This window comes from Paenibacillus sp. OK003 (assembly GCF_900109515.1).
Taxonomy (GTDB): domain Bacteria; phylum Bacillota; class Bacilli; order Paenibacillales; family Paenibacillaceae; genus Paenibacillus; species Paenibacillus marchantiae.
On sequence record NZ_FOBD01000008.1, the window covers coordinates 314,754 to 335,773 of the forward strand.

20 protein-coding genes are annotated in these 21,020 nt (G+C 47.4%); 9 read left to right on the forward strand and 11 right to left on the reverse strand.

The window, feature by feature from the left end; all coding sequences use genetic code 11:
- Window positions 1–195: 195 nt before the first annotated feature.
- The gene (locus BMW94_RS15025) at window positions 196–1,083 is read left to right on the forward strand and encodes a LysR family transcriptional regulator (RefSeq protein ID WP_090999558.1); all 888 of its coding nucleotides are present in this window, start codon (window positions 196–198) and stop codon (window positions 1,081–1,083) included.
- 183 nt (window positions 1,084–1,266) lie between these two features.
- On the opposite strand, the gene BMW94_RS15030 is transcribed toward BMW94_RS15025, so the two are convergent.
- From BMW94_RS15030 to BMW94_RS15055, 6 genes are all read right to left on the reverse strand, one after another.
- Complete coding sequence (locus BMW94_RS15030) at window positions 1,267–2,025, reverse strand: nucleoside phosphorylase (protein WP_090999560.1); 759 nt, start codon at window positions 2,023–2,025, stop codon at window positions 1,267–1,269.
- Between the two features lies 1 nt (window position 2,026).
- A complete protein-coding gene (locus BMW94_RS15035; RefSeq protein ID WP_090999562.1) occupies window positions 2,027–2,698 on the reverse strand; it encodes a sulfite oxidase-like oxidoreductase in 672 nt (223 codons plus the stop codon).
- A gap of 46 nt (window positions 2,699–2,744) precedes the next feature.
- A complete protein-coding gene (locus BMW94_RS15040; RefSeq protein ID WP_024632282.1) occupies window positions 2,745–3,668 on the reverse strand; it encodes an ABC transporter permease in 924 nt (307 codons plus the stop codon).
- Window positions 3,652–4,719 carry an ABC transporter permease gene (locus BMW94_RS15045; protein ID WP_063566254.1) on the reverse strand — a complete coding sequence of 356 codons (1,068 nt, stop codon included), beginning with the start codon at window positions 4,717–4,719 and terminating at the stop codon, window positions 3,652–3,654. The genes BMW94_RS15040 and BMW94_RS15045 overlap by 17 nt, the downstream gene beginning before the upstream one ends.
- Window positions 4,716–6,215 (reverse strand): ABC transporter ATP-binding protein, encoded by a 1,500-nt coding sequence (locus tag BMW94_RS15050; protein ID WP_090999564.1) that lies wholly within the window; start codon window positions 6,213–6,215, stop codon window positions 4,716–4,718. Before BMW94_RS15050 ends, BMW94_RS15045 begins: the two co-directional genes overlap by 4 nt.
- 104 nt (window positions 6,216–6,319) lie before the next feature.
- Window positions 6,320–7,351: a BMP family lipoprotein gene (locus BMW94_RS15055; RefSeq protein WP_090999566.1), complete on the reverse strand. Its 1,032-nt coding sequence runs from the start codon at window positions 7,349–7,351 to the stop codon at window positions 6,320–6,322.
- Between the two features lie 278 nt (window positions 7,352–7,629).
- Here BMW94_RS15055 and BMW94_RS15060 point away from each other — a divergent pair, with 278 nt between their 5' ends.
- The 3 genes from BMW94_RS15060 (at window position 7,630) to BMW94_RS15070 (ending at window position 12,029) form a co-directional block, all read left to right on the forward strand.
- Complete coding sequence (locus tag BMW94_RS15060; RefSeq protein WP_090999568.1) at window positions 7,630–9,072, forward strand: hypothetical protein; 1,443 nt, start codon at window positions 7,630–7,632, stop codon at window positions 9,070–9,072.
- Between the two features lie 240 nt (window positions 9,073–9,312).
- Entirely contained in the window at window positions 9,313–9,945 is a 633-nt protein-coding gene (locus BMW94_RS15065; protein WP_175480702.1) for a DUF5317 domain-containing protein, read from the forward strand.
- Window positions 9,946–10,196: 251 nt separating this feature from the next.
- Window positions 10,197–12,029: a bifunctional diguanylate cyclase/phosphohydrolase gene (locus BMW94_RS15070; RefSeq protein ID WP_090999570.1), complete on the forward strand. Its 1,833-nt coding sequence runs from the start codon at window positions 10,197–10,199 to the stop codon at window positions 12,027–12,029.
- A 127-nt stretch (window positions 12,030–12,156) separates the two neighbouring features.
- Here BMW94_RS15070 and BMW94_RS30510 read toward each other — a convergent pair whose 3' ends face one another.
- Window positions 12,157–12,324 (reverse strand): hypothetical protein, encoded by a 168-nt coding sequence (locus BMW94_RS30510; protein WP_162842449.1) that lies wholly within the window; start codon window positions 12,322–12,324, stop codon window positions 12,157–12,159.
- A 302-nt stretch (window positions 12,325–12,626) separates the two neighbouring features.
- Between BMW94_RS30510 and BMW94_RS15075 the strand changes: the two genes are divergently transcribed.
- From BMW94_RS15075 to BMW94_RS15090, 4 genes are all read left to right on the forward strand, one after another.
- Window positions 12,627–13,457, forward strand: coding sequence for a sensor histidine kinase (locus BMW94_RS15075; protein WP_090999572.1), 831 nt, complete (start codon window positions 12,627–12,629; stop codon window positions 13,455–13,457).
- 1 nt (window position 13,458) lies between these two features.
- A complete protein-coding gene (locus BMW94_RS15080) occupies window positions 13,459–14,115 on the forward strand; it encodes a response regulator (RefSeq protein ID WP_063566261.1) in 657 nt (218 codons plus the stop codon).
- A 180-nt stretch (window positions 14,116–14,295) separates the two neighbouring features.
- On the forward strand, window positions 14,296–15,990 hold the full coding sequence (locus tag BMW94_RS15085) for a copper resistance CopC/CopD family protein (protein ID WP_175480703.1): 1,695 nt from the start codon (window positions 14,296–14,298) through the stop codon (window positions 15,988–15,990).
- Window positions 15,991–16,266: 276 nt separating this feature from the next.
- Window positions 16,267–17,037: a YcnI family copper-binding membrane protein gene (locus BMW94_RS15090; RefSeq protein WP_254790241.1), complete on the forward strand. Its 771-nt coding sequence runs from the start codon at window positions 16,267–16,269 to the stop codon at window positions 17,035–17,037.
- 175 nt (window positions 17,038–17,212) lie between these two features.
- On the opposite strand, the gene BMW94_RS15095 is transcribed toward BMW94_RS15090, so the two are convergent.
- From BMW94_RS15095 to BMW94_RS15105, 3 genes are all read right to left on the reverse strand, one after another.
- The gene (locus BMW94_RS15095) at window positions 17,213–17,485 is read right to left on the reverse strand and encodes a hypothetical protein (protein ID WP_053780102.1); all 273 of its coding nucleotides are present in this window, start codon (window positions 17,483–17,485) and stop codon (window positions 17,213–17,215) included.
- Between the two features lie 53 nt (window positions 17,486–17,538).
- Window positions 17,539–18,396 carry a Tle-like phospholipase domain-containing protein gene (locus BMW94_RS15100; protein WP_139209344.1) on the reverse strand — a complete coding sequence of 286 codons (858 nt, stop codon included), beginning with the start codon at window positions 18,394–18,396 and terminating at the stop codon, window positions 17,539–17,541.
- 117 nt (window positions 18,397–18,513) lie between these two features.
- Window positions 18,514–18,795, reverse strand: coding sequence for a hypothetical protein (locus BMW94_RS15105; protein ID WP_063566264.1), 282 nt, complete (start codon window positions 18,793–18,795; stop codon window positions 18,514–18,516).
- Between the two features lie 443 nt (window positions 18,796–19,238).
- Here BMW94_RS15105 and BMW94_RS15110 point away from each other — a divergent pair, with 443 nt between their 5' ends.
- Complete coding sequence (locus BMW94_RS15110) at window positions 19,239–20,348, forward strand: amidase domain-containing protein (protein WP_175480704.1); 1,110 nt, start codon at window positions 19,239–19,241, stop codon at window positions 20,346–20,348.
- Window positions 20,349–20,416: 68 nt separating this feature from the next.
- On the opposite strand, the gene BMW94_RS15115 is transcribed toward BMW94_RS15110, so the two are convergent.
- Entirely contained in the window at window positions 20,417–20,785 is a 369-nt protein-coding gene (locus BMW94_RS15115; protein WP_090999575.1) for a hypothetical protein, read from the reverse strand.
- Window positions 20,786–21,020 lie beyond the last annotated feature (235 nt).

A 21,020-nucleotide genomic window follows, 5' to 3' on the forward strand; every position in this document is an offset into this window, starting at 1 on the left:
TCCGGCACACATCTACAGGCGCAGTTTAATCAATCGTGTACATTATCCTGCGCTCTTTCTATGCCTGCAAACCATTTGGAATTCGATCCAGACCCGTTTTACATTCATTCTTTGATCGTTCCTTGTCTCCATGATACAATAGTGATCGAAATAATTGAAATGCATGTTAATCATAAGGAGCATACCATATTTGTTATGAACAACTCACAGTTGCAGTTATTTGTGAAAATTGCAGAGACGGGAAGTTTCACCCGTGCAGGCCAGGAAATGAATATGACACAGCCCGCAGTCAGTCGGGCCATCTCTTCGCTGGAGAATGAACTGGATGTCACTCTAATCATACGAGATCGTAGGAACGGCATCGTGCTTACGGATGTGGGACAGCGAATTTTGGTCATTTTCCGCCGGATTTTACAGCAATTTGATAAGGTACAGCAGGTCGTTGCGGCCGAGAAAGGGTTGGAGATTGGTACGATTCGTATTGGGTCTTTTCCCATGTCATCTGCCCATCTGCTGCCGAAAATTATCCGCTCCATTCGGGACCGCTACCCTCAGATTCAGTTTGAGCTGCACGAGGGGAACATCCTTGAAATTCAGGAGTGGTTAAGCTCACGCGCCATTGATGTGGCTCTCATTATTGCAACCGACAAAGAGCCAGCAGATGTGGCTTATGAGACGCTTCCACTCTATAGCGAGGAGATGCTTGCGGTGTTTCGGGAAGATGAACCTTTTGCGAATCAGGAAATTCTGCCCGTACAAATGCTGGATAAACACCCCATGATTATCTGCAAAGGCGGCTACGAGGTGCCGATAGTTGATCTGTTCAATCGAGCAAATGCAGCATTACATTTCGGATTTGTGGTGTATAACGTAAACACTTGCCTTAGCATGATTGAGCAGGGACTGGGAACCGCCATGCTGCCTGCAATCTCACTATCCTGGCTGCCTCCGGGTGTCAAAGCACTCCCCACAGAGCCGAAAGCCTACCGCAATATTGAGATTGCCGTTCCTTCACTTATCGATGCTTCTCCCGCATCCCGGTTATTTATTGAGACGGCGCAGCAATTGTTTGGACAACGCTAACGAATCGATTGCATCTTCCAATCTAGCGCCAGTCGCTTCTATCTCAAACTCAAAAGGGCATCCCAAAGTCATGTTCATGACCTTATGGGACGCCCTTTTATATTGTCCACCTCAGATGGACATCATTTACGAGTTTAGCTTTTTACCAGCAGTAGTACTACAAAATGCCCTGCTAAACCCAGCCTACGCTTGATCCTGGCGAGCAAGTGCAGCCAGTGCACGCAGTGCCGCTTCGATCTCCCGCTCAACTGCATCAGCTACCGCATTTGTGTGCGGATCATACTCGGCCGCCAGGTCGCTGTCTGCGAATCCGTCGATAGCGACAATAGCTCCCGCACGAGCGCCGCGCAGTGTGCTGACGATGTAAAGCGCGGCAATTTCCATCTCAGCGGCAAGAGCACCCGCCTGCTTGTACATGCGGTGAGGAATCTCTTCAACGCCTGTGAAGAATGCATCCAGCGTAACGGTAATGCCCACGCCAACTTTACCCGCACTTGAAGCTTTCGCTGCACTTGCATGCTCACGAGTTGCCTCGATTAACGCTTGTGTAACACCAAGGTCCGCTACCGCAGGGAAACCATCTGGTACCAGCTGACGTGTCAGCCCGTCCGTACGCACAGCGGCCGTGCTGACGATTACGCTGCCCGCAGGATAATCCGCGGTATACGAGCCCGCTGTACCTACACGAATCAGGGTCGTTACCCCTGCCCGGATCAGTTCTTCGAAGCAGACAGCTGCTCCGGGTGATCCTACGCCATGGCTGACCACGGCCATTTGTACACCTTCATACAATCCTACAAACGTGCGATACTCCCGGCTGAACGCCAGTTCTCTCGCCTGCTCCAGCTTGCGGGAAATTTTCTCCGCACGTGCCGGATCACCACAGACAATGGCGTATGCAGGCATATCCTCAGAATGAATTTGCAAAATAGGCATCAACATCTTAATCAAACTCCTTCTTCGTCCATTCGTCTTCCGGAATCGGAATATCTTCACCCGAGAAGCGCTGCTCCTTGAACGGATCGGCAAAATGATGGAAGCCATTGACTTCCCAGAAGCCATTGCGGTCTTCTTTCATGAATTCCAGACCCCGTATCCACTTCGCACTCTTCCAGAAGTAGAGTTGTGGAACAACCAAGCGCAGCGGATAACCATGCTTCGGTGTGAGCGGCTCACCGTTAAATTTAAAAGCAAGCAATACATCATCATGCATCAGATCTTCGAGTGGAACATTTGTCTCGTAATCATGATCTGCGTGAATCATGACGTATTTCGCTTCCGGTTTGACGCCAAGAAGCTTGATAAAATCCGAGAATCGGATGCCTTCCCACGGCGTGTCGAACTTCGACCAGCGGGTAACGCAATGAATATCACTCACCGTGTTCACTTGAGGCATCGCCTGAAGCTCGTCGAAGGAGAACACCTTCTCCTCTTCAACCTCGCCGAATACTTTCAAATCCCAAGTGGAAAGGTCGTATTCCGGCACTTCACCTTCGTGCAGAATCGGGAATTTTTCGGTCAGTACCTGCCCCGGCGGCAGCCGATCTCCATGCTCGACACCCGCTTTGGGTGCCGGGCTTTTCGTTTTTTTCAGACGTTCAGCCTTATTATGCAAGTGTGATTCCTCCTTCTTTATATGCTTCCAGCATAACACTCAGGAATTAACGTGAGCTTCCGCCCGCTTTCAGTGCGTCTTGTGCATAAGTACGGTCCTTGAAGAAGAACATCGCCACCAGTGTCACAATATAAGGAAGCATCATGGTAAAGTGGGTTGGCAGCGCAAAGCCCTGCAATCGGATACTAAGAGCTTCCATGAACCCGAACAGCACACTGGACCCCATAACGCCAAGCGGATTGGCTTGACCCAGCATCGTTGCTACCAATGCGATGAAGCCGCGACCTGCGGTCATTCCCTCGGTAAACATCGTAACCTGACCGAGCGATAACTGTGCGCCCGCCAAGGCGCACAATACGCCGCACATCAGAACTGCACCATATTGAATGCCGCGCACCTTGATGCCGATACTCTGTGCCGCTACCGGATTCTCGCCAACCGAACGAAGACGGAAACCGGAGACACTTTTGAACAGATAAAACTGCAAGGCAATTACGATAATAATCCCGAGATATACGAGCGGGCTATGCCCTGAGATAACATCGCCTACCCACGGAATGTCCTTAATAAGAGGAATGTCCCATTTGGGGAGTCCCACCATATCCTTGTCATAGTAAGCACCTTTTACATCAAAAATCGCCCGCAGTGCAAAAGTCGTCAGTCCTGTCGCCAGAAAGTTAAGCGAGATCCCGACCACAATGGCGTTGGCCTTCAGATTAATACTGATAAAGGCAAATAGCGCAGAGAACAACATGACGATCACAATAGAAAATATTACAGCCAACAGTACATTGCCGAACAGATAGTTACCGACAATAGCGGAGAAAGCACCGATCAGTACGAGTCCTTCCAGACCCACGTTGAACAGACCGACACGAGAGCATAAAGCCCCACCGAGCGCTGCAAGCAGGATCGGCGTCATAATCCGCAGAGTAGAGCCAAACATGGCTGCATCAAACAGTTGTTGCATTGGACTTTTTCTCCTTTCTCCGCTTCAGGAATGAATATCCGATCTGAGCCGATACAAATAACGTCAATACTGCTTGGATGACACTGCCGACTTCCAGCGGCACATCCGTATTCCGTTCCATCCCCATGGCACCTGTCTGCAACGCTGCAAGCAGGATTGCCGCCACAGCTGTTCCTAGCGGATGCGAGCGGGCAAGCAAGGTCGCCATAATGCCGCTCCATGCATAACTTGCAGATGACAACGATCCATCAAGGAAACGATACTGTGTCCCCAGCACTTCCCCTGCACCCGCAAGACCTGCAAGTCCACCACTGATGATCATGGACAGCATCATCATGCGAATGCGGCGCACACCGCCATACGTTGCAAACGAAGGATTGCTTCCCAACATGCGAATCTCATAACCAGTTACCGTCTTGTGTGTGAACCAGTAGATGAGAATCGCCGCCACGATGGCGATAATGAATCCGGCATGCAGTCCCATACCCTGGAACAGCTTCGGCAGCCAGACACTCTGATCAATCATCGGCGTCTGGGCCATTGCCGCCGATCCCGTGCGGTCTTTAAACGGATAGGATACCATGTATCCTCCAAAATAAATCGCAATATAGTTGAGCAGCAGTGTTGTGATCAACAGATTCATGCCAAAGCGGGCATCCAGCCAACCTGCAAACAGCGACCAGACCCCACCGGCGATGATCCCCGCCACAATGGCTGCAATACAGACAAACCAGCCTGGACCCGGCAGGTAGAGCGCCGTCAGCGCTGCACTAAGTCCGCCAAGAACCATCTGTCCTTCTGCACCCATGTTGAAAAATCCGGCGCGGAACGCCAGTGCTACGCCCAGCCCCGCAAGAATAATGGGCGTCGAACGCGCCAGTGTGTTAGTGAAGAAGTAGAAGTTGCCGAAGGCCCCTTTCCACATCTCCGCATACGTATCCACCACAGACCCGCCAACGATCAGAATGGCTACAGCACCTGCCAGTAAACCGATGAATACGGCAAGCAGCGGCTGTATGAGTCCGCGAAGTGTTTCTTTTACCCGATTCATATCCGCTCTTTCCCTCCTGCCATCAACAAGCTGATCTGTTCTTCTGTTGCTTCATCTGCCTTCAGTTCCCCGGCAATTCCGCCTTCATACATGACAATGATTCGATCCGATAATTGCAAAATCTCGGACAATTCCGAGGAAACGAGTAGAATACCCGCACCCTCATTCCGTTTGCGCAGCAATTCAGCGTGGATGGTCTCCATCGCTCCGATGTCTACACCCCGCGTAGGTTCAGCCGCAATCAGAAATGGCGTATCCTGGGCAAATTCACGCGCAGCAATCAGTTTCTGCAAGTTACCGCCGGAAAGGAACTGCGCCTTCGTTTCCGCAGAACCTGTTTTGATGCTGAACTGCTTGATCCAGTTCTCCACCATGGTCCGTGCTGCCTTCGCTTTAATGATACCGCGTGATTGAAGCCGGTGATGGTGGCCCATCAGTCCATTTTCACGAACGCTCGCATCTTTCGCTGCTCCCCACATATAACGGTCTTCCGGGATATGGGCAAGTCCATGCTCCCGAATGCGCCGCACTGGCCAATTGGTTGTATCCTGCCCTGACAGCAGGACGCGGCCGCTATCTGCCTTGCGTAGTCCCCCAATGATCTGGATCAATTCAGACTGGCCGTTGCCGGAAATACCCGCGATTCCAACGACCTCACCTTTCCGAACTTGCAAATGGATATCCTTGAGTGCAGAACGGTCCTCTGCCCCTGACAAGTTTACCGCTTCCACCTGAAGCACAGCTTCTCCCGGAACGGATGGCTGCTTGTCCATGCGAACCAGCTCACGGCCTACCATCAGGCGGGACAGTTCCTCTACATTCGTGTCTTTTGCTTCCAATGTACCTGTCACCTGACCATCACGAAGAACCGTGATCCGGTCTGCCACATCCATAACTTCCTGCAGCTTGTGCGTGATCAATACAAAGGTTTTGCCCAACTTGGCAAGGGATTTCATATTCGCGAGTAGTTCTTTCACTTCCAGCGGTGTTAGTACCGCTGATGGTTCATCCAATATAATGATGTCCGCGCCCTGATGCAGCACCTTGAGAATTTCAACACGCTGCTGCATGCCCAGAGGGCATTCAAATACTTTTTTCCACGGATCAACTGGCATGCCATACGTTCTGCCCAATTCATTCACCTGGGCCGCTGCCTGTTTGCGGTCAAATACACCTGCCGCAGACGGTTCACGCCCGATCACGATGTTCTCGGCAACCGTAAAGGAAGGAAACAGCATGAAATGCTGATGCACCATGCCGATACCGCTTGCCATGGCCTGAGACGGGGTAGCGAAGCTTACCTCGCGTCCACGAACTTTGATTGTGCCTGATGTCGGTTGCTCCATTCCGTACAACATACGCATCAGGGTTGTTTTACCAGCGCCGTTCTCACCCACGAGGGCATGAATCTCTCCTTCTCGCAAATTAAAACGGATGTCCCGGTTAGCGGTGAAGCCGCCGTATTTCTTCGTTATCTGCTCCATCTCCAACAGCATATCTCGCGTTCTCTCCTCTCGGTCTCAAATAGCAGCAAAACCGGCTGCCTGATCGGGCAGCCGGCTGATCAACTCAATCACTCCATCCTATTGAACAAAGAATACTACTGTTGCAATGGATCTTTCACAACGATTTTGCCGGATACGATATCATCCTTGATCGCTTTAACCTTGTCGATAACCTCTTGTCCAACAAAAGCATTCAATGGAGATTCGCTGTCACGTGTTACATACGTCAAGCCTACGCCATCTTCTTTCAAGCCGTAGTTCACAGCGCCTGCTTTGAAGTTTCCTTCTACAAAATCCTTCACGGTCTGATAAGCAACCGTATCGGTTGACTTCAATTGAGACAACACAATATGCTCCGGATCTTCAACGGTACGGTCTGTATCCTGACCGGAAGTATAGAAGCCTTTTTCCTTCGCAGCTTCGAACACGCCCAGATCGCCTACAGCAGATGCTCCAGCAATGAAGTCAGCACCTTTGCCGAATTGCACCAAAGCCAGCTCTTTTGCTTTGGCCGGGTCATTAAATCCACCAACGTAGTTCACAAGGAATTCCGCATTCGGGTTAACCGATTCCAGACCAGCTTTGAAACCTTCTGTATATTTCTTGATCAATGGAACGTCCATCGCGGCAATCATACCGACTTTGTCTGTTTTCGTAGACAGTCCGGCAGCTGCACCAAGCAAGTACGCTCCTTCATATTCATGGAAACCAACGCTACGTACGTTAGGCAGATCAACCGTTGTGTCCACAATAGCAAAGGACTTGTCCGGGTTTTCAGCAGCCACTTTCTTCAATGCATCTTCTGCCTGGAAGGTTGCTGTAATAATCAGATCATAGTTCTCAGCAACTGCAGCACGCAGGTTTTGCTCAAATGCAGCCGGGTCAGTCGATTCAATCGTTTTGGTATCTACTTTGAATTCCTCGCCTGCTTTTTTGAAACCTTCATCCATCTGTACGAAGAACGGGTTAACCCCGATTTTTTCAGGAAGTACAAGCGCCATGCGAAGTGATTTCTCACTGTCGCCACCTTGGGCCGATTGTTCGTCTTTGGAAGCAGAATTTCCACAAGCCGCCAGTAAAATAGCCAACATGATGATCGATAAGACGAACGATAAACCTCTTTTCATTTTGAAAATTCCCCTTTTCACTATTCTTTTTTTTATAATCCTAGCGGATACTGTCGATCCTTGTCAATAAATCTTTGAGCGTATACACTAATTGGAATATAATAGCTGATTTACCCTCCATAAAGCCTCCGAAGGCTCTCTGTACCAAGGTTTTTTTTCGTTGACATCCAGAGCTGCTCCATGCTAAAGTCAATCCAATTATTATATTCAGATAGGATTTGTCAGAATTATAACGCAATCTTATTTATTTTCCAACCTATTTTGAGGAGGCTATTCATTTGAAAAAAATCACCCAGATCACATTGGCCGCTCTGCTAGCCGCTCCCGTTACACTCGGCAGCCTCAGCTTGCCCGCTTCGGTATCCGCAGCATCCCCCACTCCCGCCGGACAAACGACCTCGCAAGCAGTTAAAGGACCGGTAGCACAAGCTCCTTCAGTCTATACCGAGAGTGCAGCCGATTACGCCCAATTCCTGCAAGCCAAATACAATATCCAATTGCCGAAGCAGCTAACCAAGGGTGACTTCATCAAGGCAATTGCTGCCATTCTTGAAGCTGACCAAGCAGCTACTACTACAGATGAAGCAAGTGACAGTGCAGTTAAGGCTCCTGCCTTCACTGATCTGAATTCGAATGATTCTGCATATAAAGCCGCCGTTTCCTTATATAACAACGGCATCCTATCCGGTACGGAAGTACGTGCCAACGACAAACTGAGCACTTATGCCGCTGTCTTCATCGCAGTCAAAGCAGCTGGATTCAAAGAGCTGGCTTATACATATCCTGAAGCCAAAACAGCGAAGGCACTTGCGAAACTGGGCATTAGCCCAAGCCGCGTGCAGGGACAAGCTGCGCAGGAACTAGCCGCTGCCATTGATACCGGTCTGATCCCGGAAAGCCTGTACCCCGCTCTCCGTAAGGGCGGCGAAGCAAGTGCCGATTTTGCCAACATTTTGCTTGGACGAGTATTGACCAGTCAGGGTAAATATAAAAATGAAATTGGCCGTTCCGGCGACGCTGACATTTACTCCAAATTGTACGCTGCCTATCGCACCGCTGATTTAATAGAAGCACCCGAACTGCGGACCATTGTGGATCAAGCTCTGCGGAATGATCTCGTCACAGGTTACAATCTAAAGGACAGTCGCTTCGATTCCAACTTCATCGATGAACTGACTTTAACTTACGGGCATGATGATATTAAACACGCGGTACAGTTAATTGGATTGTTGCGCAGTGAAGGCATCGATGCCGACGTACAGTTCCAGCCGAAGACATCTGCCTTCATCTATTTGAAGGAATGGGGAGAGCCCAAAGAAACACCGGATTACAAAGTAACCCAGATCGAGAATGGCAACTACATTGCCTACGCCAAAGAATATGACATTCAGTTCGAGTTCAATAACACAGCGGACAAAGCCCGCTTCAACGACATTATATTGAAGTATGCCAAAAAGAATAGCGATGACACCTCCGCCTTGATTCATGCTTCCTGGTGGCAACCGTTGTATTATTCGCCGACTGCTCTGGCAGAATATCCGGTCATTGCCAACAATAAAATTTCACTTGGCAACTATTACGCACAATCCTTCTCTCTGAAGGAGAATTCCAAGGCGATTCAGGAAGGATTCCGTAAGCTGGCACCTAATGCGGACATTTCCAGTTACACCTTCTGGGTTGACCAACCGTTCTTCAATTATCTGAATGGAGAATCGGAATAAATAAAACATGTGCCACATGCATTAAAGCTCGCATTTTGACATAATATAAAGCCGACTTTACCGAACCTCACAATGGATTCGACCCATTGGTTCGTAAAGCCGGTTTTTTGTTTATTTTTTTGCAAATTTCTTGTCAAAAAAAATATTTTCCATTGCAGGATTTACCAGTAAAAGGTCGAATAACATAGGTACACAAACACGCAATCACATTTACACATATCTGTAAGACAGGAGTTAATCATGGTATACGACGGCATTCTGCTCGGCTTGATCGTTGGACTGTTCCGGGGTGGATTTCGGTATGGTCTCCACCAGTTTGCAGCACTCAAGCTGCGAGGCGGATGGATTTTCCCGCTGTTGCTGCTGGCCCAGTTCTTCATCTTTTTCTTGCAGGAAAGGCTTGATTGGGTTGCATCCATCAATGGATACCTGTTTGCTGCCGTTTATGTCACAGGTCTAGCATTTTTGTGGCTTAATCGACATTATAAGGGTTTTACGTTGATCTGGATCGGTGTCTTTCTCAATTTCATCGTCATGGCGGTGAACGGTGGGCGTATGCCTGTTTCCGTAGACGCCTCTGCTGTTCTTGGGCCCTATTATGTGGACATGCTACGCGAAGGCGGAGCGGTATCAAAGCATTATATGATGGATGCTTCCACACATCTTTCATTTCTAGGTGATATCATCCCGCTGTCCAGCCCTTATCCGCGGACCCAGGTGATCAGCATCGGCGATGTGGTCATGAACATTGGCATATTCCTGTTTATCCAGTACATGATGGTGAATCGAACCGGAGCACCTTTGCAGCCAGTGAATTCCATCAGGCCTGAAGAGATTCGGACAGACTCCAAGGAAGGGAGGTCTTTTCCATGAAAAAATTCGAAGGCATTAAATATTCTCGTCTCGTGATCAACGCAATCATCGTAGCTTCTGTCGTTGTTGCATTGACTTCGGGATACAAACTGGGCGGCTAGTACATTACTCGCCACCATGACAAACAGGCTGCCAGCGGCCTGTTTTTTCTTTCTGGATTTTTGGGAGGTAACTTGTTATGTTATACATCAATATAGTGCAAGCCGATATATTCACATCAAGAGCAGACTAAACCAAGCAGGAGAATTTTTATGAACTTTATTCGTAACCTTATCCATAAAGCAGATCGGAGCAGCATGTATGTCGTGTTGCTTAGCTGCACGGGCATCGGTATTTTTCTGTATATGAACAAGTGGTCTTATCTCCATCTATCCACTGAAGAATGGGTGATGGTATACACGATGCTCGGTGCGGCGCTGATTTTGGATTACTTCACGTTTCAAATTCCGCCCAAAGGCAATCAGCAATCCATGGACTCTTCCGTGTACCTCGCCTCGATCTTCATGTTTGGTGGTGCATTCAGTCTGTCTGTACTGCTGCCCGTTTCCCTCATTCTGTTAATCAAGGATCGCAAACTCACCTGGTGGAAACATATCATCAATTTCAGCATTTACAGCCTTATGATTGCTGGAGCGGCTTATGTATTTACTTGGACTGGAGGAATTCCAGGAGCAATTGATGGATATAACCTGCTGCCCTATTTCGCGGCACTCGCAGCCTACTTCATCATTAATACAATCACGCTTGGCCTGTTCTTTCATTTCTCAACAAAGGATGCATTACAGCAGATGAAGCGTGTGTTTGTTACCGAATCGCTGCTCGTCTATTTATGTACATTGATTTTGGCGCTTGTGCTGACCATTCTCGTTGTGCATAACGGCGTTCTCGGCCTGCTGCTCTATCTCAGTCTTAGCATTTTGCTATCGCATGCGTTCAAACAGCTGTTTGTGATGTATCAGAGTATTGAGGAAAAGGCGAATACGGATCAACGCACAGGTTTGTTTAACCACAGCCATTTTGAAAGTATGCTGGAGAGCGAGCTGGGTATCGCCCGTTCCCAGGGAACCCCGCTTTCGCTGGGACTCATCGATATTGATGATTTCAAAAAATACAACGACCGCTTCGGTCATCTCCAGGGTGACAGCCTGCTGGCTCTTCTCGGAGATTTCCTCAGTCGGAAGACGGAAGGTACTCCGGTCACCGCCTTCCGTTATGGAGGAGAAGAGTTCACCCTGCTCATGCCAGGCATGGATCTGGACGAGGCTTATGCGTTCATGAACAAGCTGCGCAAGCAGCTGAACGATACACCTTTTGAAGGAGTTGAAGTGTTTCCGCACGGTTGTCTCTCGTTCTCCGCAGGTGTTGCACGTTATGAGGTCGATATGTACAACAAGTCACAACTGGTGGATCAGGCGGATAAAGCGCTGTATTATGCCAAAAAACAGGGCAAAAACAATGTGCATCGCCACGGCAGTAACGACGGCATGGAGCATGAGATTGATCTGGTGCAGGATGTGCGCGACATTGAGCAGCAGCTCAACTTGTTCAGGTATAAGGATATGGATACATTCAAACATTCCAAACGCGTATATAAGTATGCTCTCGATATAAGTGAGCTGCTGGAACTTGATAATGTGGAGAAGCGGAATTTTGTATTGGGCGCTTTGATTCATGACATCGGAAAGCTCGAAATTCCGTGGTCCATCCTGAACAAGAAAGAAAAGCTTACTGCTGAAGAATGGGAAACGATCAAGGGCCATGTCACCTGGGGCAAAAAAATGGCCATGACCAATGAGCGTTTAGCCGATCTCATTCCCTATATCGAATTGCATCATGAACGGTATGACGGGGCAGGCTACCCTTATGGTCTGAAAGGCTCTGAAATTCCACGGTTGTGCCGAATGCTTACGGTAATTGATTCCTTTGATGCAATGACGACAGAGCGGCCGTATCAGGAAACGAAAAATGTGGATGAAGCAATCAAGGAACTGAAGATGTGCTCCGGTTCTCAGTTCGATCCCGAGTTAGCCGAACTGTTCATCCGATATATTCAGACACGAACGGTGCAGCAACAACTTGTGTAACACCTCAGAAATCCCCCTTAAAAAGCCAAAAGCGCTACCCCCGGCCTAATCGGGGATAGCGCCATTTTCATGTTCATCATGGAATGAATCATGCACCAGATTACTTCATTCTTGTGCAGATTCTGCCTTATCGAGTGGTATTCATCTCATGTGAAGTCTGATGCAGCTCTTTAATCATCTGCTGCAAAAACATGTTATCCTGACGACTGATTCCGTGCTGATTGTCTTGAAGAAGCATTTGATGAATGTTCTTCTTGAGCAACTCGCTGCGACGTTCCAATACCTCTTGATTCATGTTGTTGCGTTCACTCCTTAACATCTTTTGTAATGAATTTGTGTTCTATATAAGTATAGAGGACCTTCTCCAATAGGGAAAATGGATACAGCTCCGCTCATCTGTACTCATCAAGGCTCACCCTGCGTGACATAATTTCACCCCATGTTGTTCTTAGATATCCTTCTAAATGCTCCCTTATCCACCCGAGGTTCCTCCGAAGAAAGCCAGACTAGGGTCTGAAGCAAGCATGCGTTATAATGGTGCCAACCCTTGAAACGGATACATAGAAGTGGACCTTATCTCAAAGGAGTTCTGTATTCATGTCATACAAACAGATTAAATGGATGATTCTGCTGGTCCCCACATTCACGGTTGGGCTCTGGGAATACATCCGTCACCAATTCCTGATGCCTTACCTTTCCATGGATGTGGGTAACTGGCTTACCCCCCTTATCCTGTACCTCATAAGCGTCACCTTGCTAAGTCGCTTATTTAATATGCTGGAGAGTGCCAGGGCCGCTCTGGAGCAGGAGCGTGCCTCCAAAGTGGCACTCGAAGCTCGGGATCAACTGGCCCGCGAGCTTCACGATGGCATCTCGCAGTCTCTTTTTCTCCTGTCGGTAAAAACAGACAAGGCCGAGCGCAGTTTGGCTGGAAGTGGTCACGAGAATGAAATTCAGGAAATACGCAAAACCGTACACGAGGTTAACGCTTACGTACGGCAGGCCATCGCGCAGCTCCGCTACGTCCCTGGACAAACAGCAGTACCGGAGGGGACTTCCCTGCTGTCACAGGTGGAATTGCTTATAGAGGAGACGGTTCCTTCGGCGCGTCTGGAATGGGATCTGGACAGCACCTTCTTCTCCCCCAAGGAGCAGGTAGAATTGCTCGCCTGCATTCGGGAAGCACTGCTTAATGTACGCAAACATGCCCGGGCTACAGATATTCGGGTGATTGCAGAAGGTACTCCTTTTGTCTGGGCGATCTTTATTCAGGATAACGGTGTTGGTGTGAGCGGTGATCCACTGCACCTGAAGGATCGGTACGGCTTACGAATTACGAAGGAACGTGCAGCTCAGATGGGCTGGTCTTTCGCTCTTGATTCAAGGCCAGGTTACACTCGAATAACCATTGGAAAGGGGCATGCTTAATATGGAACTTGTACGGGTATTGGTTGTCGATGATCACGCGCATGCGCGTGAGGCGATCTGCAGTATTTTATCCGAGGACAGCCTGTTTGAAGTTATTGGTACCGCTTCGACTGGACTAGAGGCGCTGGAGCTTACCGGGCAATGGATGCCCGATCTTATTCTGATGGACGTGCAGATGCCGGATATGGATGGGCTGGAAGCCACCCGCCAGATTAAACTGCGCTTTCCTTATGTCATTATCGTCATGGTTACTGTATCGGATGATGTCACGTACCTGTTCGAAGCGCTGAAGCAAGGGGCTCAAGGATATTTGCTCAAAAATCTATCTCCGTCCACTTGGCTTGAATACCTTCGCGCCATCGTCAGTGATGATGCACCCCTGAGCAAAGAACTTGCCTATCGAATCCTTCAGGAGTTCCCCGCACCTCGCACGGAAGATGTACCCGATAATCCGCTGACTACGCGGGAGCTTGAGATCCTGCAATGGGTATCTGCGGGATATACTAACCGTGAGATTGCCGACCAACTTGGCATTTCGGATCAAACAGTGAAGAATCATCTGAAGAATATTTTACAGAAACTGCATCTCGAAAATCGTGTTCAATTAACCCGCTATGCATTGGAAAGCGGACTCGCAGGCCGTAAGCTGCGTAAATAGCGGCACATTCATGTTTTTGTCACAATTCCATGGATCATTTCGTTTTTTTATAGCCCAATGTAGTCATACGGTGTTATTTTGGACAAAGTTATAATGGTATAGATTGTGCTCGGTTAACAAAGAATGACTTACAATTCTAGACCTAAGGGTGATGATTTTTTGATTTTGAGTAGGTTCACCATGAAATTGGGCAAACGGCACTGGGCACTGATGGTCGCCCTGATGTTATTGTGTTGCCTTGTTATGCCACAATGGGCATCCGCCCATGCTTATATTGTGCAGGCCTCACCAGGTGAAAATGAACTTATTGCGACAGCACCTGAACGCCTGACTCTGGAGTTCAACGAGTCTCTACAGACGGCCTTTTTTGATATTAAAATCACCGGACCTGACGGAACACAGGCAGATGACGGCAATGTGCATGTCGATGAAGATCGCCCTCATATTCTGGAGACCGGACTGCGGACCGGACTTGGAAACGGAACCTACGCCGTGAATTGGAAGGCCGTATCTGCTGATGGTCACCCCATTCAAGGGGCCTATGTGTTTCATATCGGGGAACCATCTGGCGCTCCTGCTGGTCTCGCTGATTTAACCTCAGGTTCAGGCCAGGTTGGCGGACCGTTAAAATGGATTTTGTCGCTGACCGACTGGATTCAATATCTGGGGTTGTCTATGATTCTGGGCACACTTGCTTTCCTGCTGTTCCGGATTGCGCCTGCTTCCATGGCGAGAGAACCACTGGAAGTGCCAAGGAGCTACAAGTTGTTATGGATCAGTTATGGCGCCGCTTCTGTTGCCGCTCTGATCAGTCTGCCCCTGAACACGTTGTATGAATCAGGCGTCTCCATCGGGGAGTTCAGCTGGGCACTGATGGGCAGCGCACTCAAATTGACGTCATTTGGGCAGATCTGGATGGTACAGATGCTTATTGTGATGCTGCTGGCGGTTACCATCCTCTCCGGATATGACCGGGATCGCTCGCTGCGTATCCGTATCTGGTCATCATACGGATCATTGGTCCTCGTTCTTGGCTGGTTGTTCACCCATGCGATGACAGGACATCCGGCAGCAGCAGAACATCGCGCGCTCGCCATTGCAATGGACTTCGTTCATCTGATCGGAGCCGCTTTCTGGATCGGCGCTCTAACTGCCATGGCTGCGTGTCTGCCTCCGCTCGCGGATAAACTGCCTTCCACGGTGCGAGGTGAGGTCTACTGGACGGCGATTCGACGATTTACAGTTTGGGGCATCGGCGCTGTTGCTGCTCTCGTCGCTACGGGGATATACAGCAGCCTGATCATTTTGCCTGGACCTATCCTTACGTCTTTGTTCACAACGGCGTATGGTCTCGTGCTTATCGCTAAAGTTGTCTTGCTTGTGGCGATGCTTCTATTGGCCTGGCGTCATGCCAGAATGGCACGTGCAAGCAGCGGCAACCGACTGGCTGGCAGCCTGAAGGCCGAACTGATTGCTGGAGCCGTCGTGCTTGCGTTGGCCGCCGTGCTGACACACTTGTCTCCCGGACAACCCGCAGCCGTAGGACCTTATAAAGAAGTGCAGACTACGGATGACGGGACTACAATTACGCTTCAGGTAAGTCCCAATCGTACCGGAGAGAACCAGTTCAAGGTCGACGTGAAGAAACCAGACGGCAGTACAGTTAACGATTTGGAACAAATCACACTGTCACTGACCCACCTGGATATGGATATGGGCATTTACGAGATCACGATTCCGAAAAATGATACTGGCGTTTACGAAGCAGAAGAATATATCTCCATGCCAGGACGCTGGAACATCAAGGTGCATCTGCTAACCCGATCTCTGGATTCACTGGATACCGAATTTGAGATCGACACCGCTAATCCGTAGGTATAAACCGATTCAGATTTGAAACGCGACTCAGTCTAAAATCAGTGTCTCAACAAGCTGCAATTGTAGTGAAGGGGACGAAATCGATTCTGGAAAAGTGTAACGTTCGCATTTATTCCCGGATTTTCACTTCTAAAGTGAATCAAAAAAATCTGGGAATAACAGCGATTGAAAGAACGATTCGTAACCGGAACGGTGACTTTGCAGCACATCAGGCACTTATTTTAGAAAATGGGCCGAAACATAAATGATAAGATTTGAGAGGGGTAATTTATTTTGAAGAAAACATCATGGACTTCCAAACTGACATCCAGCCTTACTGCTGGAGCCGCTGCGCTGATGCTGTTCGCAGGATTCGCCAGTGCACACGTTACCGTTAACCCAACCGTGGCACAGACAGGTGCATGGCAGACGTATAGCATCAAGATTCCATCCGAAAAAGAGCTGCCGACCACCAAAATCACGCTGAAAGTACCTCAAGGCGTTGCATTCAAGCAATACCAACCACTGGCAGGCTGGAAAATTTCCACCGAAAAAAATGATTCCAATGAAGTAACGTCAATCACTTGGGAAGTGGACGGAGATAACGAAGGAATTCTGGCTGGTCAATTCCAGCAGTTCAACTTCGTAGCACAGAATCCGGATGCCGAAACGGAAGTAGCCTGGGATGCGTTCCAGTATTATAGCGATGGCAGCATCGTGGAATGGACAGGCGGACCAAGTGACAGCAATCCGCACAGTATTACGGCTATCAGCCAAGATCCTGCTGCTGCAGGGAATGCTGCTGCAGGCGGAGGTCATGATAGTGCAGGTACAGCCGGCAATGCGGGTCATGATGATGAAGCAGCAACGGGTGACGATACGAAGGCAAAAGACGATACCACATTGGGTGATGCGTTGAACGACACCGTTACTGGTGAGCCAAACAATACGAATTCAGATTCAGGCACGTTGAAGCTGCAGCAGGCAACACTGATCGTATCCATTCTGGCGTTGATCCTGTCCTTCCTGGGTATTGCTCTCGCAACACGCCGCAAAAAACGTTAAGAGCTAACATAGAGTCTTGTATGTAGACTGAAAAAGAAAGGAGCCTTTGGCGAACGGGATCTTTCCCGATGTGCCGAGGCTCCTTTTTGATATCTGTATGCATACGCCAACTTCGATTTCAAATTTCCATGCTTAAGTTCACTGATTAAGAACAGCGTCCCTTACAACTTTTCCCCTATCGTCCCTGATCCGTCTGGATCATGATTTCAATATATTGCAGCAAGCTCTTCTTCTGTTGTTCAATCGACTGTATTCGTCCAGACAGACCCGCGAAAAACGCTTCGATCTGCTGCCTTGTATAATCGGCCGATTGTCCCTTCCAATCGTCGAGACGGTTGTATAGGCTTCTTGCCTCCTGCTCATCTGCCTGGAGACGGGCAAGCAGCTGGGTCAATTCTTTTTCAGCAATCCGAAGATCATTTAGCTCTACCAGCAATTGTCCGCTCACTCGTGTTCCCTCCCTTATGTAAGTGCCAATCGCCAGGCCCTTCACGCAAAATTCTATCTAAAACTGACCTGACTCTCATCCGCTTGACGGAATGCTTCCGCCTTCTCTTCGATAAAGTTCAAGAACTGACTCGTATGCTTCATATGCCATGTGCTCAATTCGTTAATAGACGCATCCAAATGAGTGACGATAGGCTCAAGTCTGCGACTACGGCTGGAATGCAGGTATTGCGCCATTCGGCTCCGTACCGTATTCAACTCTGCATTACACTGTTGTGCATTTTGCTTCCACCGGGCAGCGACACTTTTGAGTTCTTCGGGCGTTACCTGAATCAGGCCAGATGCTCCTGCTGCTGCGGCCATACCTCTTGCAAGGTTGCCTGCTTGCCCACCCAGGTTCCGCATGAATGCTACGAGATCAGACAGGACATTGAACGGCTGACGTGGTGAATAATGGATTTGCTCGCCTGTAACCGGATCGTATAGATCGTTGGAAATATAGCCGTTCTCGAACTTGTACTGCTTCAAACTGTGATACTCTTTACCACCAAAGGTGTTGCTGATTTTATCCCACATGCCCATGTCATCATTCATATCCTCATAGTTGGAATTGATGTAATACATGGAACCTACGTGACGATCGTAACCACCAAAAAAGCCGCTCGTTACAAAGTCTCCGGGATGCCCATAATTGATAATTTGGCTATCAAACCCACCCTCTTCGGCCTTTCGTTTTGCCTCTGGCGTAAGACTGGAGATTACGGATGGCGCGCTGAACGTCACCGCGGAAAGACCCGTGTATGCGGCCGCATACTGGGCATTGCCCCCTCCAAGCGAATGCCCTGTCAGCGAAAAATCCAAATCCTTGTATTTTTTCTGCATATCTCTGGCGTAATCTTCCGCTTCATACATTTGGTTGTCAGATTCTCATATGCTAATTCAGACATCTTGTTGTATGTTTCATCATCAATTTTTGGTGATTTACTCACAACCGTTGCACCTCCAAGAAAATCAATCCTGAATTATGATTTATTTGTTAAACGGATCATATCCCTTAGCTATAATGGCTTCCTTAATTGCCGGACTCATGCCAAAATTTTTGATTTTTTTATCCTCATAGTCATACGAGATCGTAAATTCTTGCTCTTCATGTTCAACCACATGCCCTTCCATAGCAATAGAATCAAGTGCCATCTCAGGTAACAGCTCTTTATTTGTGATCACGACATCCAGTTCATATTTATTTTTCAGATATTTTACGGCTTCCGCTTCGGCTTCTTTAAAATAGGCCTGTTTTTCACTTTCCTTCATGTTCTGACACCCTCCCAAAATGAAAGTAGATAGTATGGTCAAAAAAAATATACATGCGAGTCGTCGCTTCAACCTCATATCAATCACCTTTTCTTTATCATTAAATATATTCGTATACCCACTCTTTTCTTCTGTTATCTGCATCATAGTACAAAATCAACATGATCACATCGGCTGTTGGCATCGTTTTTATATAACTTTGTTCCTACATGATTCCAATCGGGCATTTGGGTGTACATTACCCCATTTTCTGGATTATGCATTATTTTAACTACTCCGTTTTTCTATATATAACAAAAAGCTTTCTCTTCAATACATTCTGTGCATTTTTTTATATAATTTTTTCTAAATAAATGAAACAATTTCCAATTTTTATCGTCTATATTATAGTAGAGCGAAGTACTTCGCTCTAAAAATACATTTGATTGGAGAGTGATTTAAAAGTGAAGTTTAGAAAAAACTTGTTAATTATTTGTTCACTTGCTCTTTGTTTAAGCCCTCTAGCTAGTGTACAAGCTAAGCCACAAGAACAATCCATCGGAAAGACGGATATATCCAGCAAAACGGAGGTTCTCAGGGCAGCGGACATTCGGTACTATAAAACACTCCCAGGAAGTCCCGAAGAAGCCAAAGAAAAAGGATTAGTGGAACATCAGGAAGCGATTGAACTGGTCAATCAACAGTATCTTTTGGAAAACGGTACTGAAATTAAAGCAGATCTCGATAATATTGGATATCAGAATTATGTAATGTCTTTGGGATCAGCCTTTGATCTATTCGATGCTACAGACATGAAGAAGATTGTTTCCTTTGTTAAATTCATAGATCTATATGAAAACTATTCAAAGAACGAAATACTAGCAAATTACGAAAATAAACTTTCTCAGAAATCACAGCTTTCCACTGAAGAAACAGAGGAAATATTCAGCCTTATGCCCATTGACTTAAGTGCACCGTATACAGTAGATAGCGCAACAACCTCTCTCACAACTAAAGAAAGCACAAGTGACATGTCGATTCAGACTGTTTTTGCTAATGGATACGATAATATTGCTGCCCGTGACTATGCCTATCAATGGTGGAATGGCAGAAACCCGGTATACTCAACTTATTACGCTGAATATAACGGTTGCAAAATATCGGATAAATGTTGGAGGGATTGTGCTAATTTTGTTTCACAATCGTTATACGCTGGAGGAATGAAATTTAAATACGGAGCTAGTTTTACGAGCAATGAATCCTGGCATTTTGGTCCACTTATTCCCTCACATACCTGGGGCGGTGCCACCAACTTCTATAGACACTGGAAAGATCGAGCTGTTGTAGCTTCTAGTGTGTCAGATTTGCAAACCGGAGATGCTGTAAGTTATGACGCTGGCAATGATGGTGATCCGGATCATACCGCAATTATTACTAAAAATACAGGTAGCAGTAGTGCCAATAAATACCTCACTCAACACACTTCTGATAGAAAAGAAGAAACTACTCTTAAGAATTGGTATGATGCAGGCTACAGAGTGTATGGATATGAAATAGATAAAGCTACTAATTAAATAAACACCCGCCCCACCATTGATTTTATGATAGTGGGGCGGGTATTAAAATCAAAATCTATTATATGCTAATCTGCTAAATTGGTAACGTTACCTTTTACACTATAAATTACATATTTATGGTTCCATTGCTTCACGTTCACAATCGTTTTTTCGTGCCCCTTCTCAAAAAAATAGTTAGAGCCTTCTTGCTCAACATAACTCCAACCCTCCCTGCTCATTCGCTCTTTCATAAGAGGCTCAATGGATAAATTCTCTATTGCCAAATAACTCCCCTCTTCATTCATCTCAACGATTTTCGCATCTGTCGTTTGTAAAGTGTACATAAGCTTTACATTATGATATCCAACATTTTTAATATAGGCTCCGGCTAAAATCAGTACAATGACAATTAAAAGAAGTATAACTAGCATGACAATTTTCCAAGTTCTATTCATCTCATCTCCCCCTTTTACTCCTAGACGACGTCAAAACATAAATGGTTTCAATGGGCTAATATTATCCTTCGAATCAAGCTGCTCACAGCAGTTCCAATTAATTCCCATATATTAAATTTAAATTTTTACAATAAGAAGTTTGTGAGGAGAAATCCTATTTCTCCTGTGGACCCTTACGAATCAACTCTCCACCCCGATGCGCCCTATTCGTAACTTAAGAAAGTCAGGCACAGAG